This is a genomic window from Nonomuraea roseola, assembly GCF_039535395.1.
Classification (GTDB): domain Bacteria; phylum Actinomycetota; class Actinomycetes; order Streptosporangiales; family Streptosporangiaceae; genus Nonomuraea; species Nonomuraea roseola.
The window spans coordinates 23311-38739 of record NZ_BAAAXC010000011.1; the positions used below are offsets into that span (position 1 = coordinate 23311).

The 15429-nt window shown below is 71.0% G+C and carries 16 protein-coding genes and 2 pseudogenes; 15 read left to right on the plus strand and 3 right to left on the minus strand.

Annotation, left to right across the window (positions count from 1 at the left end; all coding sequences use genetic code 11):
* Positions 1 to 87: 87 nt before the first annotated feature.
* The 12 genes and pseudogenes from ABFX55_RS11385 to ABFX55_RS11440 form a co-directional block, all read left to right on the plus strand.
* A complete protein-coding gene (locus ABFX55_RS11385) occupies positions 88 to 246 on the plus strand; it encodes a YciI family protein (RefSeq protein ID WP_346120250.1) in 159 nt (52 codons plus the stop codon).
* Positions 230 to 1423, plus strand: coding sequence for an RNA polymerase sigma factor (locus tag ABFX55_RS11390; RefSeq protein WP_346120252.1), 1194 nt, complete (start codon positions 230 to 232; stop codon positions 1421 to 1423). Before ABFX55_RS11385 ends, ABFX55_RS11390 begins: the two co-directional genes overlap by 17 nt.
* 13 nt (positions 1424 to 1436) lie before the next feature.
* Positions 1437 to 2108: an NUDIX hydrolase gene (locus ABFX55_RS11395; RefSeq protein ID WP_346120253.1), complete on the plus strand. Its 672-nt coding sequence runs from the start codon at positions 1437 to 1439 to the stop codon at positions 2106 to 2108.
* 328 nt (positions 2109 to 2436) lie between these two features.
* The gene (locus ABFX55_RS11400) at positions 2437 to 4542 is read left to right on the plus strand and encodes a S9 family peptidase (protein WP_346120255.1); all 2106 of its coding nucleotides are present in this window, start codon (positions 2437 to 2439) and stop codon (positions 4540 to 4542) included.
* 36 nt (positions 4543 to 4578) lie between these two features.
* Positions 4579 to 5232, plus strand: coding sequence for a lysophospholipid acyltransferase family protein (locus ABFX55_RS11405; protein WP_346120256.1), 654 nt, complete (start codon positions 4579 to 4581; stop codon positions 5230 to 5232).
* 50 nt (positions 5233 to 5282) lie between these two features.
* Positions 5283 to 6887, plus strand: a complete 1605-nt coding sequence (locus ABFX55_RS11410) for a penicillin-binding transpeptidase domain-containing protein (protein WP_346120258.1) — start codon at positions 5283 to 5285, stop codon at positions 6885 to 6887.
* Between the two features lie 608 nt (positions 6888 to 7495).
* Entirely contained in the window at positions 7496 to 7795 is a 300-nt protein-coding gene (locus ABFX55_RS11415) for a MerR family transcriptional regulator (RefSeq protein ID WP_346120260.1), read from the plus strand.
* A gap of 138 nt (positions 7796 to 7933) precedes the next feature.
* Positions 7934 to 9121: a cytochrome P450 gene (locus ABFX55_RS11420; RefSeq protein ID WP_346120262.1), complete on the plus strand. Its 1188-nt coding sequence runs from the start codon at positions 7934 to 7936 to the stop codon at positions 9119 to 9121.
* A complete protein-coding gene (locus ABFX55_RS11425) occupies positions 9118 to 9720 on the plus strand; it encodes a TetR/AcrR family transcriptional regulator (RefSeq protein WP_346120263.1) in 603 nt (200 codons plus the stop codon). The genes ABFX55_RS11420 and ABFX55_RS11425 overlap by 4 nt, the downstream gene beginning before the upstream one ends.
* Before the next feature lie 300 nt (positions 9721 to 10020).
* Positions 10021 to 10221, plus strand: coding sequence for a ferredoxin (locus tag ABFX55_RS11430; protein ID WP_346120265.1), 201 nt, complete (start codon positions 10021 to 10023; stop codon positions 10219 to 10221).
* On the plus strand, positions 10218 to 11375 hold the full coding sequence (locus ABFX55_RS11435) for an NAD(P)/FAD-dependent oxidoreductase (protein WP_346120267.1): 1158 nt from the start codon (positions 10218 to 10220) through the stop codon (positions 11373 to 11375). Before ABFX55_RS11430 ends, ABFX55_RS11435 begins: the two co-directional genes overlap by 4 nt.
* Before the next feature lie 45 nt (positions 11376 to 11420).
* A pseudogene (locus ABFX55_RS11440) lies at positions 11421 to 11628 on the plus strand (helix-turn-helix domain-containing protein); the annotation flags it as partial.
* Positions 11629 to 11679: 51 nt separating this feature from the next.
* On the opposite strand, the gene ABFX55_RS11445 reads toward ABFX55_RS11440, so the two are convergent.
* Positions 11680 to 12147, minus strand: coding sequence for a DUF418 domain-containing protein (locus ABFX55_RS11445; protein WP_346120269.1), 468 nt, complete (start codon positions 12145 to 12147; stop codon positions 11680 to 11682).
* On the opposite strand from ABFX55_RS11445, the gene ABFX55_RS11450 reads away from it, so the two are divergent.
* Together ABFX55_RS11450 and ABFX55_RS11455 are read left to right on the plus strand one after the other, a co-directional pair.
* On the plus strand, positions 12146 to 12298 hold the full coding sequence (locus ABFX55_RS11450) for a hypothetical protein (protein ID WP_346120270.1): 153 nt from the start codon (positions 12146 to 12148) through the stop codon (positions 12296 to 12298). The two genes, ABFX55_RS11445 and ABFX55_RS11450, sit on opposite strands and share 2 nt — an antisense overlap.
* Before the next feature lie 75 nt (positions 12299 to 12373).
* A pseudogene (locus ABFX55_RS11455) lies at positions 12374 to 12634 on the plus strand (transposase); the annotation flags it as partial.
* A 102-nt stretch (positions 12635 to 12736) separates the two neighbouring features.
* Here ABFX55_RS11455 and ABFX55_RS11460 read toward each other — a convergent pair.
* Positions 12737 to 13636 carry a S1 family peptidase gene (locus tag ABFX55_RS11460; protein WP_346120272.1) on the minus strand — a complete coding sequence of 300 codons (900 nt, stop codon included), beginning with the start codon at positions 13634 to 13636 and terminating at the stop codon, positions 12737 to 12739.
* A 134-nt stretch (positions 13637 to 13770) separates the two neighbouring features.
* Here ABFX55_RS11460 and ABFX55_RS11465 point away from each other — a divergent pair, with 134 nt between their 5' ends.
* Positions 13771 to 14403: a TetR family transcriptional regulator gene (locus ABFX55_RS11465; RefSeq protein ID WP_346120274.1), complete on the plus strand. Its 633-nt coding sequence runs from the start codon at positions 13771 to 13773 to the stop codon at positions 14401 to 14403.
* A 695-nt stretch (positions 14404 to 15098) separates the two neighbouring features.
* Here the strand turns inward: ABFX55_RS11465 and ABFX55_RS11470 are convergent.
* Complete coding sequence (locus ABFX55_RS11470) at positions 15099 to 15410, minus strand: dihydrofolate reductase family protein (protein WP_346120276.1); 312 nt, start codon at positions 15408 to 15410, stop codon at positions 15099 to 15101.
* Positions 15411 to 15429 lie beyond the last annotated feature (19 nt).

Sequence of the window (15429 nt, forward strand, 5' to 3'; positions counted from 1 at the left end):
ACGCGCCGGAAGATTTTCCTCCTCGTTGTCGAAACGGCCGCCGCTCGCGCGTCATGGCAGTGACACCATCACACAGGAGGGACTGTCATGAAATATCTGTTGCTGGTCCCCTACGTGGAGACCGTCGAGCACCTCGGCGGCTTCTACCTCATCGAGGCGGAGAACCTCGACGAGGCCATCGGCTACGCCAATGCATGCCCCGAGCAGATCGTCGAAGTGCGACCTGTCGTTGAGTATCAGGAATGACGCGGTCGAGCAGGCGTACCGGGAGCACTGGGCGCGCCTGCTCGCCCTCCTGACCGCCGAACTGCGCGACCTGGACCTGGCCGAGGAGTCGCTGCAGGACGCCTTCACCACGGCCGTCTCCTCCTGGCCGCCCGTCCCCGCCAACCCACCGGCCTGGCTGCTGACGGCCGCGCGCCGCCGCGCCGTCGACCGGCTGCGCCGTACGGCGGTGGCCACCCGCAAGCTGCCGCTGCTCGTGGTCGAGGAGCAGCCCGCGCACGACGACCGGCTTCGGCTGATCTTCACCTGCTGCCACCCCGCGCTGTCCATGGAGGCGCGGGTGGCGCTGACCCTGCGCTGCGTGGGTGGTCTGACCACCCGGCAGATCGCCAGGATGTTCCTGGTCGGCGAGGCGACCATGGCCGCCAGGATCACCCGCGCCAAGAAGAAGATCAGCCAGGCCGGCATCCCCTTCAGGGTGCCCGCGGGGCCCGAGCTGGGCGAACGGCTCGACGGCGTGCTGGCCGTCCTCTACCTGATCTTCACCGAGGGTTACGCGGCCACCGAGGGCGACGCGCTGATCCGCGACGAGACGGCGAGCGAGGCGATCACGCTGGCCCGCATGCTGGTCTCGCTGCTGCCCGACGACAGCGAGGTGAGGGCGCTGCAGGCGCTGATGATGCTGCACCACGCGCGCCGCCACGCCCGCGTCGGCGCAGACGGCCGCCTGGTCACCCTCGCCGAGCAGGACCGCTCGCTGTGGCGGCACCAGGAGATCGAGGAGGCGCTCGCGCTGCTGGCCCCCGGCCCGCCCGGCCCCTACCTGCTCCAGGCCGCCATCGCCGCCGAGCACACCTCCGCCGCCCGCGCGCGGGACACCGACTGGACGGCCATCGCCGCCCTGTACGGCATGCTCGAGGAGCTGACCGGCTCGGCCGTCGTGCGGCTCAACCACGCCGTCGCCGTCGCCGAGGCGTCAGGACCCGAGGCGGGCCTGGCCATGCTCGACGGGCTGGAGGCCGAGCTGCCCCACCACCACCTGCTGCCCGCCACCCGCGCCGAGCTCCTGCGCAGGCTGGGCAGGACGGAGGAGGCGGTGACCGAGTACGGCAGGGCGCTGGCCCTGGTCGGCACGCAGCAGGAGCGGGAGTTCCTGCTGTCGAGGCGCACCGAGACCGAGAGCGGGCCGCACCCGTGAGATCCTGGCCACCGTGCCCCCACTCCACACGCCCCGCCCGGGTCCCGCCCTTCCCTCACCCGCGGGCGGCGTCATGGGCGAGGCCGGCGAGCTGCTTCCCTTCGACCTGCTGCAGGCTCAGGTGACGGCCAACCTCGCGCTCCTCCGGCCGGTGAGCGCGCCGGTCGGCGACGGGCTGCGAAGGGCGGCGGTGGCCGTGTGCGTGCTGCGCGACGGCGAGCGCCCGCCGTACACGATCGTGATCAGGCGGGCCGCGCGCGGGCGCAACGCGGGGCAGTGGGCGCTGCCTGGCGGGCGGCTCGAGGACGGCGAGCAGGCGACGGAGGGGGCGCTGCGCGAGCTGGCCGAGGAGACGGCGGTCACCGGCATGGAGGTGGCGGGCGTGCTGGACGACTACGTCACCGACTCGGGCTTCGTGATCACCCCGGTGGTGGCCTTCGGCGGGCCGGCCGACCCGCGCCCCGACGCCAGGGAGGTGGCCTCGGTCCACAGGGTGCCGCTCGACCGGCTGCTGGCGCCCGGCGTGCCCCGCTGGAACCAGGGGCTGCTGCAGATGCCGCTCGGTCCGAGCATCGTGATACACGCCCCGACGGGTGCGATTTTGTGGCAGTTCGCCGAAGTCGCCCTCAGGGGGCGTGAGCTGCGCGTTTCCGGCGTCAGCCAGCCCCACTGGACGAGAACCTGACCCACTCTTGGGGCAGGATGGAATAGCCACCGCCCGATGTCCGTTAGAGTCGACAAGGCCGCTGTGGTCTGTGTCCCCCGGGCCGCAAATTACCGCCTTCACGGAATACCGTTCGGCTGGAGCCGTGTTGTGCACCTCGCCGAGGAGGCGACCGCCACAGCGGCCTTGAGCGTCACGAACGGCGCCCCACCCACCGGTGGGGCGCCGTTCGGGTGTGACGGGTGGTAAAATATGTGACGCGTCCGCTCGGACGCCCTCCGCGCCCGTGAGTCCGCCGGGTCGCCCTCTCCTTCTCCCTTACCGTGCCGGTCCTGCGCAGAGTCCCGTCATGGACATCAACGCGTTTCCCACCCAGCTGGCCCGCACGCAGCGCCTCTCCCTCGGCCTGCCGCGCGCCTTCACCCTCTCCCCCGACGGCCGGAGGGCGCTGTTCCTGCGCACCCGTGGCCCCGAAGACCGCGCCGGCTGCCTCTGGCTGCTCGACGGCGACCGCGAGCGGCTGCTGGCCGCCCCCGAGACACTCGGCGCGCACGGGCCCGTCCCCGAGGCCGAGCGCGTCCGCAGGGAGCGAGCCCGCGAACACGCGGCGGGCGTGGTCGCCTACAGCGCCGACGCCGACCTCCGCGTCGCCGTCTTCGCCGTGAACGGGCGGCTGTGGGCGGTGGACACCCGCGAGGGCAGGCCGTGGCGAGTGCCCACCGAGGGGCCCGTGACCGACCCTCGCCTCGACCCCACGGGCGCCAGAGTGGCCTACGTCTGCGAAGGGGCGCTGCACGTGAGCGAGCTGGCCGGCGGGAGGCTGCTGCGCATGGCCGCGCCGGACGGTCCCGAAGTGGTCTGGGGGCTGGCCGAGCACGTGGCGGCCGAGTCCATGCACAGAAGCCGCGGCCACTGGTGGTCGCCCGACGGGCGCAGGCTGCTGGCCGCCAGGGTGGACCACTCCCCCGTCCAGCGCTGGTGGATCGCCGACCCCTCCGACCCGTCCAGGCCGCCGCGCCCGATCCGCTATCCCGCCGCGGGCACCGCCAACGCCCTCGTCACCCTCCACGTGCTCGGCCTCGACGGCGGGCACGTCGAGCTCGACTGGGACCGGGAGTCCTTCGAGTACGTCACCGCCGCCCGCTGGGACGCCCACGGCCCGCTCATCGGCGTGCAGAGCCGCGACCAGCGCACGCTGCGGATCCTGGCCGCCGACCCCGGCACGGGCGCGACCACGCTCCTGCACGAGCAGCGCGACCCCGCCTGGGTCGAGCTGATCCCCGGCACCCCCGCCCGCACCGCCTCGGGCGCGCTCGTCCACACCGCCGACTCCCCTGGCACCCGGCGGCTGCTGGTGGACGGCGTCCCCGTCACCCCCGAGGGACTGCAGGTCGCCGAGGTCCTCGACGTCAGCGGCGAGTCGGTGCTCTTCCTCGCCACGGACGAGCCCACCGAGAGACACCTGTGGTCGTACGACCCCTCGCGCGGCGCCGTACGGCTGAGCGAGGAGCCGGGTCTGCACACCGGCCACCGGTCGGCGGGCGCGCTGCTCGTCGCCTCGCACACCCCGCGCGGCCACACCTTCCGCCTGCTCCGCGACGGCCTGCCGGACACCGAGATCGCCTCGCTGGCCGCCGAGCCGCTCCTGTCGCCGCGAGTCACCTGGCTGAGGGCGGGCGCGCGGGAGATCCGCACCGCGCTGCTGCTGCCGTCCTGGCACAGGACCGGCGCGGGACTTCTGCCCGTCCTGATGGCCCCCTACGCGGGGCCCGCCATGCAGCTGGCGGTCAGGGCCAGGCACTGGTGGCTGTGCGAGGCGCAGTGGTTCGCCGAGTCGGGGTTCGCCGTCGTGGTCGCCGACGGGCGCGGCACCAGGGGACGCGGGCCCGCATGGGAGAAGGCCGTCCACGGCGACACGCTCACCGCGCCGCTCGAGGACCAGGTGACGGCGCTGCGCGCGGCCGCCGCGCACTGCCCCGATCTCGACCTCGCCAGGGTCGCCATCCGCGGATGGAGCTACGGCGGCACGCTCGCGGCGGCGGCCGTGCTGCGGAGGCCCGAGGTCTTCCACGCCGCCGTCTCCGGCGCCGCGCCCAGCGACCAGCGGCTGTACGACACCCACTGGCGCGAGCGCTTCCTCGGACATCCCGATCAGGAGCAGCAAAACTACGAGCGCTCCTCTCCGATCGGCGACGCGGCGCGGTTGCGACGGCCACTGCTGCTGGTGCACGGCCTGGCCGACGACAACGTGGTGGCCGCGCACACGCTGCGGATGTCGGCGGCGCTGCTGGCGGCGGGCCGTCCGCACCAGGTGCTGCCGCTGCCCGGCGCCGCCCACACGCCCACGGGGGAGGCGGCCGTCGCGGGGCTGCTGCACTGCCAGCTGGACTTCCTGCGGCAGGCGCTGAACCTCACCGCCCGAGGTGGGGCGTCGGGGCCGCCCAGCGCGCAATAGGGTTGGCTTCGCCGTCCACACGATTCAGGAGAGCCGTTGCTGTACCAGATGGTGAAGTTCGTCGCCGCGCCGATGGCGCACGTGATGTGGCGCCCGCACATCTCCGGCGGTCACCACGTCCCCGCCACGGGTCCCGCCATTTTGGCCGCCAACCACCTGGCGGTGATCGACTCCTTCCTGATTCCCGCGCTGCTGCCCCGCCACGTGACCTTCACCGCCAAGAGCGAGTACTTCTCGGGCAACCCCGTCTCCCAGTGGTTCATGCGGCTGGGCGGCAGTCTGCCGATCGACCGCGAGTCGGCCGGCGCCGCCCAGGCCATGCTCGACAGCGCCGCCGAGCTCCTTGAGCGCGGCGAGCTGTTCGGCATCCACCCCGAGGGCACCCGCTCGCCCGACGGCCGCCTATATCGCGGCAAGGTCGGCGTGGCGTGGCTGGCGCTGAAGACGGGCGCGCCGGTGCTGCCCGTCGCGCTGTCGGGCACCGAGAACGTGCTGCCCCTCGGCGCCAAGGTGCCGCGCTTCACGAAGATCGGCATCAGGATCGGCGCACCGATGACGTTCGAGGGCGACTACAAGAACGCCCGCGACCGGCGCAGGGTGACCGACGAGATCATGGTGGAGATCCAGAAGCTGTCCGGTCAGGAGTACGTGCCGGCCTACGCCTCCAGCGTCAAAGCCGGAATGTCGTGAATCGGCGGCAGGTAGGCTCTGCTACCTGTCGATGACCGGGGGGATGGCTCGTGCCGCGTGGCCGTACGATCGCGATCGTTTCAGGGGTCAGCGTGCTGGCGGTGGGGGCCGCGGCCGGGGGTGCCTGGTGGGTGCTGCACACGCGCGGCACCCCGCAGGAGAGCGCCCAGCGCTTCGCCGCGGCCTGGCAGGCGGCCGACACGGGCAGGATGACGGCCGAGCTGGCCGCTCCCGCCTCGCTGGCCGCCTACGAGCAGCAGCGCAAGGGGCTGAACGTCGAGCGGACCACCGTCAAGCTCGGGCAGGCCGTCGAGACGGGCGACGGCACCGCCAGGGCTCCCTACACCGCCACCCTCACGCTGAGGAACATCGGCGACTGGACCTACACCGGCCAGATCGATCTGAAGGTCGCCGACAGGGCCTGGAAGGTCGACTGGTCGCCCGCGACCGTGCACCCCTCGCTGACCGGTCAGGCCGCCTTCTCGCTCAAGACGGACTGGCCGGCGCGGGCGGCGATCACCGACTCCTCGGGCGAGCGCATCGACACGGGCCAGGCCGGCGGCTCGGTGCAGCAGCTGGTCGGCTTCCTCGACAAGGCCACCGCCAAGGACGTCGCCAAGCTCGGCCCCTCCTACAAGGTCGGCGGCGCCGTCGGCAGGGGCGGCCTGCAGGAGACCTTCCAGAAGCGCCTGGCGGGCACCCCCGCCACCGAGATCCTGCTCGGCGGCAAGACGCTGGCCACGATCAAGGGCAGTGATGGCAAGCCGCTGGAGACCACCCTCGACCCCCGCGTGCAGGCCGCCGCCGTCGGCGCCGTCCGCGACCTGGACAAACCCGCCTCCCTGGTGGCGGTCCGGCGCGGCACGGGAGAGATCCTCGCCGTCGTCAACAACCGCGGCGGCTTCAACAGGGCGCTCGACGGCCGCTACCCGCCGGGCTCCACCTTCAAGGCCGTCACCGCGCTGGCCCTGCTCGCCGAGGGCGTCTCCCCCACCGAGCGGGTGACCTGCCCCAAGTACGCCACGGTCGGCGGCCTGAAGGTGCGCAACTCCGAGCACGCCGAGTACGGCTCGCTCACCTTCTCCGACGCCTTCGCCTACTCCTGCAACACCACCTTCGCCCCGTTGGCCGCCGAGCGACTGGGCCCCGACAAGCTGCTGAAGGCGGCCGAGATGGTCGGCTTCAACCAGCCGCTCACCATCGGCGTCCCCGCTGCCAAGGCCAGCTTCCCCAAGGCCGAGTCAGACGCGGAGCTGGCCGCCGAGTCCTTCGGCCAGGCGCGCATCACCGCCAGCCCGCTGGTGATGGCCTCGGCGGCAGCCGCGCTCGCCGACGGCGCCTGGCGCCCGCCGACGCTGGTGAAGGGGCTCAAGCAGAAGGCGAAGGAGGTCGAGCTGCCCGAGGGCGTGGCCGACCAGCTGCACCCGATGATGTCCGCGGTCGTCACCAAGGGCACCGCCAAGGCGGCGGGCCTGCCGTCGGGCACGCGCGGCAAGACCGGCACCGCGGAGTACGGCAGCGGGCCCGAGCTGCCCTCCCACGCCTGGTTCATGGGCTACAGCGACGACGTGGCCTTCGCGGTCGTCGTGGAGGGCGGTGGCGGCGGCGGCAAGGTCGCGGCCCCTGTTGCAGCCGACTTCCTGCGCGGCCTCTGAGCCCGTTCCCGGACCGCCGGCTCGCCGGTCCGTACCCCGAAGACGTCCGCCAGGCGCCAACACGCGCCTGCACCATGCTCACCACGGCGGAGGACCGGAACCGGCCGCGGGAGGCCGACGCCAGCCTCCCGTTCAGATCCTCGGCGCCCTCGCAACGTAGTGGGATCGAACCTCAGGCCGGCCCCCCGCAGCGGCCCGCCCGACGGCCGCCTCGACCGCCCCGCACCCCGCCTCCGCCGACCTCGCCGCGTCGGCGCGTGTGGGCGAGATGGTCGGCGCGGTCGTGACGGCCGGGCTGGACGCCGTGGCGCTGAGCGCCGCCGCGCTGGCCCGCCTGCCGGCCGCCGACCGGCGCGAGGCGGTCACCGCGCTGCCCGGCCTGGGCCCGCTGCGGCTGAGCGACCGCTACGGGCTGCACCGGCTGACCGTCGTCTGGCTGCACACCCGGCCCTCGCCGGCCACCACCGCCGCCTACCTCGCGGACCTGACCGGCTACCTGCTCGCGCACGAGGTGGCCACCCGCAACCCGCTGGCCGGGCTGGACCGCCCGCGCTGGACCGCGACACCTCGGCCACCGTCAGCCTGTCGCGCGCCGAGGCCGCCGCGGCGTGCGCACCTCCACGCTCCGCTTCTGGGAACAACAGGGCCTCGTCACCCCCGAACGCACCGCCGGGCTCAACATGCGGCACTACCCGCTCGCCGCGATCCGGGAAGCGCGAATCGTTGCTGCGCTACGCGCCGGCGGCTACCGCATCCCCGCAGTACAAGCGGTGATGAAATCCCTCCGCAGGATCAGCGACACCGACGACGCCCGCACCGCGCTCCAGAACCGACTCCGAACAGTCGCGAGCCAATCAGAAGCGCTACTCCGAGCCGGCACCGACATCGCCGACCTGATATCGCGTTGAGCCTGACCAGCAAGCCCGTGCCTGCTCCTCACGCCAGGCCGGCTCAACCCTCGATTTACGCACCCTCTAAGTGTTAGGTCACCTTTCAGTTATCTGCTACGTTGGGCCAAACGATCTGATCACGGAAGGGGATAGGCGATGACGGAGGCGCCGGAGTTGTCGCTGGAGATGCGGCGGGACGGACTCGACCCGGTCGAGGAACTGGCCCGGGCTCGGGACGGTGAGGGTGTGGTGCAGGTGGTGACGCCGTTCGGCCAGCCCGCGTACCTGGTCCTCCGGCACGAGGATGTGCGCGAGGTGCTTTCGGATCCGACCCGGTTCAGCAACGCCATGACACCGTTCGCCGCGGCCGGTGAGATGAGCCAGGAAGAGCAGGACAAGCTGCGGGCCGGGTTTCTGCTCGCGTTCGACCCGCCAGAGCACACCAGGTTGCGGCGGATGCTCACCCCGGAGTTCACCATCCGTCGGATGCGCCGGCTCGAGCCGCGCATCGTGGAGATCGTCGAGGCGGCGCTGGACGATCTGGAGCGGGCAGGCAAGCCGGCCGACCTGGTGTCGCACTTCGCGTTGCCGGTGCCGTCGCTGGTGATCTGCGAGTTGCTGGGAGTGCCGTACGCCGACCGCGCCGAGTTCCAGGAACGTTCCGTTCGCCTGTTGAACATCTCGTTGCCGGTCGAGGAACAGACCGCGGCGCTGCGGGAGAACCGCGCTTACACGGCCGGCCTGGTCGCCCGCGCACAGGCCGACCCGGGCGAGGACATGCTGGGCATGCTGGTGCGCGAGCACGGCGACGATCTGAGCACCGACGAGCTCAACGGCATCGCGGCCCTGCTGCTGCTCGCCGGGCACGAGACGACCTCGAACATGCTCGGCCTGGGCACCCTGGCCCTGCTGCGACACCCGGACCAACTCGCCGTGATCCGCGAGGATCCGACGCGGGCCGAGCCCGCCATCGAGGAACTGCTGCGCTGGCTGTCCATCGTGCACTCGCCGTCACCGCGCACGACCACGACGGATGTGGAGATCGCCGGCCACGTCATCCCCGCGGGATCGCTGGTGCTCCTTTCGCTTCCCGCCGCCAACCGCGACGGTGGCCACATCGAGAACCCCGACACCCTCGACATCACCAGGGGCGCCCCCGGACACATCGCCTTCGGCCACGGCGTGCACCACTGTCTCGGCGCGCCGCTGGCACGAATGGAGATGCGCATCGCCTTCCCGGCTCTACTGCGACGCTTCCCCAACCTCACACTCGCGGACGAGCAGGCCGACTACCGGGTCTTCAGCACCGTCTACGGGTTGAACTCGCTACGGGTGACCTGGTGAGAGCCGACGCAGCCCGCAACCATGAGCGCATCGTCGGCGCCGCGGTCCTGGCGTTCGAGGAGATCGGGCCCCAGGCGACGCTCGAGGAGATCGCCGCACGCGCGGATGTGAGCGTGATGACGGTCTACCGCCGCTTCCGCTCGCGTGACCAACTCGTCCGGGCCGTCTTCGACCATGTCCTCACCACCGAGCTCCAGCCCATTACAGCGGTACACACCGACGACCCATGGCAGGATCTCACCGGGATGCTCGAGGCCGTCACCGAGGTACTCGCCCGGCGGCGGGTCATCATCTCACTCGCCCACGAGTTCGTGACGTTCGCGAACGAGAGCACGCAGCTCTTCATGCAGGCCCTCGAACCCATGCTGCGCCGGGCCATCGACGCTGGCGTGGTGCGACCGGAACTGCTTCCTCGCGATCTGACCGTGATCACCGTCATGAACCTGGCCACGGTGCACCCGGGAGATCCCCAGGGCGAGGACCGCAGGCGCTACCTCGCGCTGCTCATCGACGGACTGCGCCCATCACCGGTCACCCTGCCCCCACCCTCACCGCATGACTTCTTCGAGCCACCCGGCGCCGACGAACCGGCGCCCTAACCACTCGAAGCTCAAAGCACCGATATCTCTCTCCCATCGACCTCGACGGCTCGCCGTTCTCCGGCAGAGGCCGCAGGTCTTCCCAGCCCTGTCGCAAGCTGCCACCGGCGTTCACCTCGCCGGACGTCGCGACTCGTCCCACCTGCTGGAGCACGTACGGCTTGCGTTCGTGCACGGAATGACCAACCTGCTGTGGATCGCCGCCGCCGTCGCGCGCTGCGGAATCGTCGTCGCCCTCGTTGTGCTGCCGCGTGGCTCCAACAGCGTTCCACAAACCGAACCGACACCGAGGAGGCCGACATGGAAGTAATCGTCGACCAGGACAAGTGCACTGCGGGCGGCCTATGCGTCATGGCCGCGCCGGAGGTCTTCGACCAGCGCGACGAGGACGGCATCGTGGTGCTGCTCGACGCCATTCCGCCCGCCGGCCACCACGAGGCCGTCCGCGAGGCCGTCATGATCTGCCCCGCCGCGGCCATCCGGCTGAAGGAGGATCGGTGAACGGTGTCCTGGTCATCGGCGCTTCTGTCGGCGGTCTCACCGTGGTGGAGGCCCTGCGCCGAAAGGGCTATGGCGGACGCATCCGGTTGGTCGGCGACGAACCGCATCTGCCCTACGACCGGCCACCGCTGTCCAAGGAGATCCTCACCGGCAGGTGGCCGATCGAACGGGCTCTGCTTCGCAACCGTGAGCAGTTGGACGACCTCGAAGCCGAGCTGTACCTCGGCCGCCGAGCCGAACAGCTCGACCTCGAGGCCCGTACGGTGTGCCTCGATGACGGGCGCCACCTGCGGTACGACACCCTCGTGATCGCCACCGGCCTGGCCCCACGCCCGCTGCCCTTCCAGCCCGATATAGCTGGCATACACACGCTGCGAACCGTGGACGACGCCCTCGCGTTGCGCCGGGAGCTGTCCACGGCGCGGCGGGCCGTGATCATCGGCGCGGGCGTGCTCGGCTGCGAGATCGCCGCCGCAGCCCGTTCCCTCGGCCGTCAGGTGACGCTGATCGACCCTCTGTCCGTGCCGATGGCCCGCCAGATCGGCGGGGAGCTCGGCGCCCGCATCGCGGCGATGCACCAACGACGTGGCGTTCACCTGCGCATGGGAGCCGGTGTGTGCGGCTTCAACAGTGTGAACGGGCGCGTCGGCGCGGTCGAGTTGGCCGACGGCGAGGTCGTCCCCACAGACCTGGCGGTCATAGCCGTCGGGTCCGTCCCGGCCACCGGCTGGCTGACCGGCAGCGGACTGACGCTGAGCGACGGCATTGAATGCGACGCATACTGCCGCGCCGCGCCCGACGTTTACGCGGTCGGCGACGTGGCCCGCTGGCGCCACCCTGTCACCGGGGCGAGCACCCGCCTGGAGAACCGCACCAACGCCACAGAACAGGCGCTCACTGTTGCCGCCAACATCCTGCGGGCCGATCGCCCCTACACCCCGACTCCGTACTTCTGGACCGATCAGTACGACACGAAGATCCAGGTCCACGGCGTCATCGCTCCCGACAGCCGCATCCGGTTGATCGAGGGCGATGCAGCCGCCGGGCGCTTCGTCGCCCTCGCGGAGAGTGGGGACACCGTCACCGCCGCGATCGGCTGGAACCATCCCCGCGGCGTCCGTACCGCGCGCCGACGTCTGGTCATGGACCCCTGATGCCGGAGCGAGGCCACGCTGAAGGTAATCGCGTACTTCGACGCTCTGCTGCGCGAGCTCACCGCAGCGCTGCTCGCCGACGGTGTAGTCATCCGCCTGGCCGAACCCATCCGCACCCAGCGGGCGAACGCCGCTGCCGGTGGCGGCGGTTAGACCCGGCCAACAAGAGCTGCTCGTCCTGGCTCACCTGCGTCACGGCGACACCTACGCGCGCCTGGCCGCCGGCAGACCTGTGCTTTGCTGCGCCACATGGGCCATGAGCCCTGCCAGGACGGCCACGGTCAGATGAGAGCATTGCCGCGGCTCATCGGTAGGCGAGGCGGCGCAGCAGGATCTCCGCAGGCCCCCGGTAGCCGGCTCGGCGCATGAGCTCGGCGAGAGCGACGGATACCACCCAGGTGGCCGCGGCCACCCCCGTGGCGCCGGCCAGCCCGAGGTCGTCCTGCAACGCGAGCCCGTACGGGTAGAAGACCTGGACGAACACCACGGACTGGAAGAGATAGAGGCTCATCGAGCGCTGGCCGAGCGCCTGGACGGCGGTGGTGAAACGGTTCGGCCGCCAGCCGGCCGGGATCGCGATCAGCCCGATGACGGCGGCCATGCCGATCCCGCCCGCGTATCCGGTGAGCGGCTGTGCGAGCGCCGCGAACCACAGGGCGCCCGCCGACGGCTCGGCCCACACCCCCAGCTGCACCAGGCCGGCGGGGAGTGCACCGAGGACGGACAGCGAAAGAGTGACGATCGCGGCGTTGCGCGCCGTCACCCTGGCCATGCAAGCCGCGATCCCGCACCTGCTCGCCGGCGGCCCCCACACCCTGGCGGCCGCGGGCCTGGACGATCCGGACCGCTTCGCCCGCGACCTGCTGGACGCGGTCTACGGTCGTGCCGAGGCACGGAGTGAGAAGTACGCTCATGGCCACTAACCCGTTCCGCGCCGTGCCTGAGACCTCTCGCACGATGCTCTCCGGGCAGGTCCTGCAGGCCGTCGTCAGCGCGCATACGGTGGCGGGAAGATCGTCAAAAGGCCCGCTCACCAGCAAGGATTCCAAGTCCTGCCCCGCCGATGGATCGTCGAACGATCACTCGCATGGCTGATGAACGCCCGCCGCAACGTCATCGACTATGAACGCCGGCCGGACCACAGCCAGGCACACCTGACCTGGGCCACTATCACCCTCATTTCACGCAGGCTGGCCAGGAAGGCCGCCGCCCGGCCATGGACCTCATCGCAACCCGACTCTGCCGGCCAGGCCGCCTAAGCCGCGCCTAAGCCTCCACGCTCGGTGATCAGAAATTCAGAGATACCTTCTGAGGCTCTGCCGGTACTCCCAGCGTGGGAGGCAGGGCTGCCCCAGGGGTGGCTACATCGCCGTCAGTTCTGCCGCGGCTTCGGGGTCGTGCTTGGTGATGGTCTTGATAATCCAGGGCTTGTGATGGGTCACGTCGGTCCAGATCCCCAGGCCGGGGCCGCCCCTGGGGTTGGTGGCGCAAATGCCGCTGCCGTCCTTGCGCACGTTCAGGTCGTCGCCGTCGCGGGAGGTGGCTCCGATGAGTTCCCACCTGCCGGCGATCTTGCGGATCTGCGGGCCGCCGGAGTCGCCGCTACACGACATGGCCGCGCGGCCGTGGCGTTGGCCGGTGCAGAGCTCGCTGGCGTGGTCGATCATCGTGCAGCGCTTGTCCGGCACCAGGACGGTGTTGAGCTCTCTCAGCTGGCGGGGCATGTTCTTCTCGCACCTGGGCTTCTTAGGGTCGTCACAGGTCACGCCCCAGCCGATGACGCGGGTCGGCGTTGCGGCCGGGCCGGCGTCGTCAGCGATGCGGATCGGGGCGAGATCAACCTTCCGCTCCAGCTGAACCAGTGCGATGTCGTTCTTGAGCGGCCGCTTCACGCCCTTGCGCATGTCGGGCAGCTTGAAGCCGGGATGCACCACCAGGCGCTCGTATCCGACGAGCGTTCCGCCCTTGAGACGGTGGGGCGAGCCGATCCTGGCCTTGGTCTTGCCGGGGACCACCAGGTCGGCGCAGTGGGCGGCGGTGACGATCCAGTTCGCCGCGATCAGGGAGCCGCCGCAGTGGCTGGGCAGCCCCTTCTTACGCAGGTAGGCCATGAAGGGGTAGGCATCGGTGGCCGCGCGACCGCCGATGATGGCCGCCTCTGCGGTAGCAGCGGGCGCGGCGGTGGCGGCGGGTGCGGCGGCCAGGGTTAGGCCGATCGTGGTCAGGGTGGCGAGGACGGCGGAGCGCATGCCGATGGCCATGGACACCGGTCTCCTTTTCATGTTGGGGGCGCGGCTGGGGGCACACCGGAGGTTCTGTAATTTCATTACGGTTGTAATGACACTACAGTGGCCTTTGTGTGAGTGCGCAACCCAGGGAGAGGGAGATCACAACGATGCGGCTGAGCCGAGCCGAGGCACGCGAGCGCAGCAGGCGGGCGCTGATCGAAGCGGCCGCCGAGGAGATCAGCGACCGGGGCTATGCCGCGGCCCGGCTTGAGGACATCGCCTCACGCGCCGAAGTGACCACCGGATCGATCTACTCGATCTTCGGGAGCAAGCTCAACCTGATCACCGCCGCGATGGCCCATCTCGCCCACGATCTGTACGGGGAGATGATGCCCGCGATAAGCCCCGGCGAGGACCTCACCGTCGAGGACGTGCTGCGCTCGTGCGCCCGCCGGATCCAGCACCTGGCCTCCACCCCACAAGCCCAGCGCTACATGCACCTGGAACTGGAGCTGGCCTCCCTCGCCCTCACCGACAAGGAGACCTTCGCCCAAGCACGCGAAGCCGTCCTCGACCCTCCCCAGGACCTGGTCCTCACCATCGCCATGCTTTTGACCGGCCGCCGTCTGGCCGGCGACAGCCACGACCGCACCACCCCGGAACAGGGAGCCGACCTGGCCCCAGCCGTACAAGCGCTCCTGCTCGGCCTCTTCCAGGCCCGCGTTCTGCACGCCGAGGACATGAGCGCCGAATACTACGAGCGGGCCGCCGTCGCACTCCTGGGCATGCTGAACACCTGAACGATGTCCAGCCAACAGAGGCGACCCTCCCCGCGGCGGTTAGCACGTGCAGGCGCTTGCGGGCGAACCGCTCGGACATCAGCAGCAGGAAGCTGGCCACGGCGCCGCGGCTGGGAATCTCGGCAAAGATCGCCCGTTTGGGGCTGGTGACATGGGCGTTACCGGCACCCCGGTTCGGCTTGGAGTTGTGCCCGGGCGCATCAGGGAGCGCGGTCTCCACGATCGGCTGCAGCTGGCGAGCCCTGGCCTGTGCGGCGCTCTGGGCCTCCTCACGCTCGCGCTCCAGGCGCTCCCGGCGCGAGCGCTAGTTCGAGCGCCAAAAGCTCACTGTGAACCGCGTCAATCACGTGCGGCTCGCGGACTCCGCACACGATGAGGAAGGACGTGACGAAGTGACGACGTCCTGTCCGTACCTCGCCGCAGGAGAGCGATCGCCTGAGCCAGCTCGTTCTCGGACCTGCCCATCCGGTCCGCGATCGAGGACAGGGGGCGGCCGGTCACCGCAGAGGCCGGCCGGGCCATCCTCGCGGAGAACTACGCGGCATACGTCGCCGAATACGGCGAGCCCGCGTAGTCACGGGGGAGCTACCTGGCGGCTGGGACATGTTCGGGAGCGGGGAGGGCCCTGACGCTCAGAGCGTCGAGGATCTCACCGCGCTGCTGACCTCGGCGGGGGAGCGCTGAGGTCGAGACAGTTACCGCTCCCGGACTGCGTAGGTCAGGTGGGTCACCTGCTGCGTCGGCTCCGCGCGGACCGGCTCCAGGGCCACGCGGCCCGCGTCCACGCCCTCGAACAGGCGGATTCCGGAGCCGAACAGCACGGGTGAGAGCGCGATCGAGAACTCGTCGATCAGGCCCGCGTTCACGTACTCCAGGATCGTCGCGCCGCCGCCCGCGATGCGGACGTCTCGGTCGCCGGCGGCCTCGCGGGCTTGGTCGAGCGCGGTCTCGATGCCGTCGTTGACGAAGTGGAAGGTGGTCCCACCCGGCCGCTCATGGTCCCCCACCGTTGCGTCCCGCCCTGTG

Bases quoted from the DNA above. Each gene is read 5' to 3' on its own strand.
- ABFX55_RS11385 (WP_346120250.1), top strand. From the start codon at position 88: ATGAAATATCTGTTGCTGGTCCCCTACGTGGAGACCGTCGAGCACCTC.
- ABFX55_RS11400 (WP_346120255.1), top strand. From the start codon at position 2,437: ATGGACATCAACGCGTTTCCCACCCAGCTGGCCCGCACGCAGCGCCTC.
- ABFX55_RS11420 (WP_346120262.1), top strand. From the start codon at position 7,934: ATGACGGAGGCGCCGGAGTTGTCGCTGGAGATGCGGCGGGACGGACTC.
- ABFX55_RS11430 (WP_346120265.1), top strand. From the start codon at position 10,021: ATGGAAGTAATCGTCGACCAGGACAAGTGCACTGCGGGCGGCCTATGC.
- ABFX55_RS11450 (WP_346120270.1), top strand. From the start codon at position 12,146: ATGCAAGCCGCGATCCCGCACCTGCTCGCCGGCGGCCCCCACACCCTG.
- ABFX55_RS11445 (WP_346120269.1), bottom strand. From the start codon at position 12,147: ATGGCCAGGGTGACGGCGCGCAACGCCGCGATCGTCACTCTTTCGCTG.
- ABFX55_RS11460 (WP_346120272.1), bottom strand. From the start codon at position 13,636: ATGGCCATCGGCATGCGCTCCGCCGTCCTCGCCACCCTGACCACGATC.
- ABFX55_RS11465 (WP_346120274.1), top strand. From the start codon at position 13,771: ATGCGGCTGAGCCGAGCCGAGGCACGCGAGCGCAGCAGGCGGGCGCTG.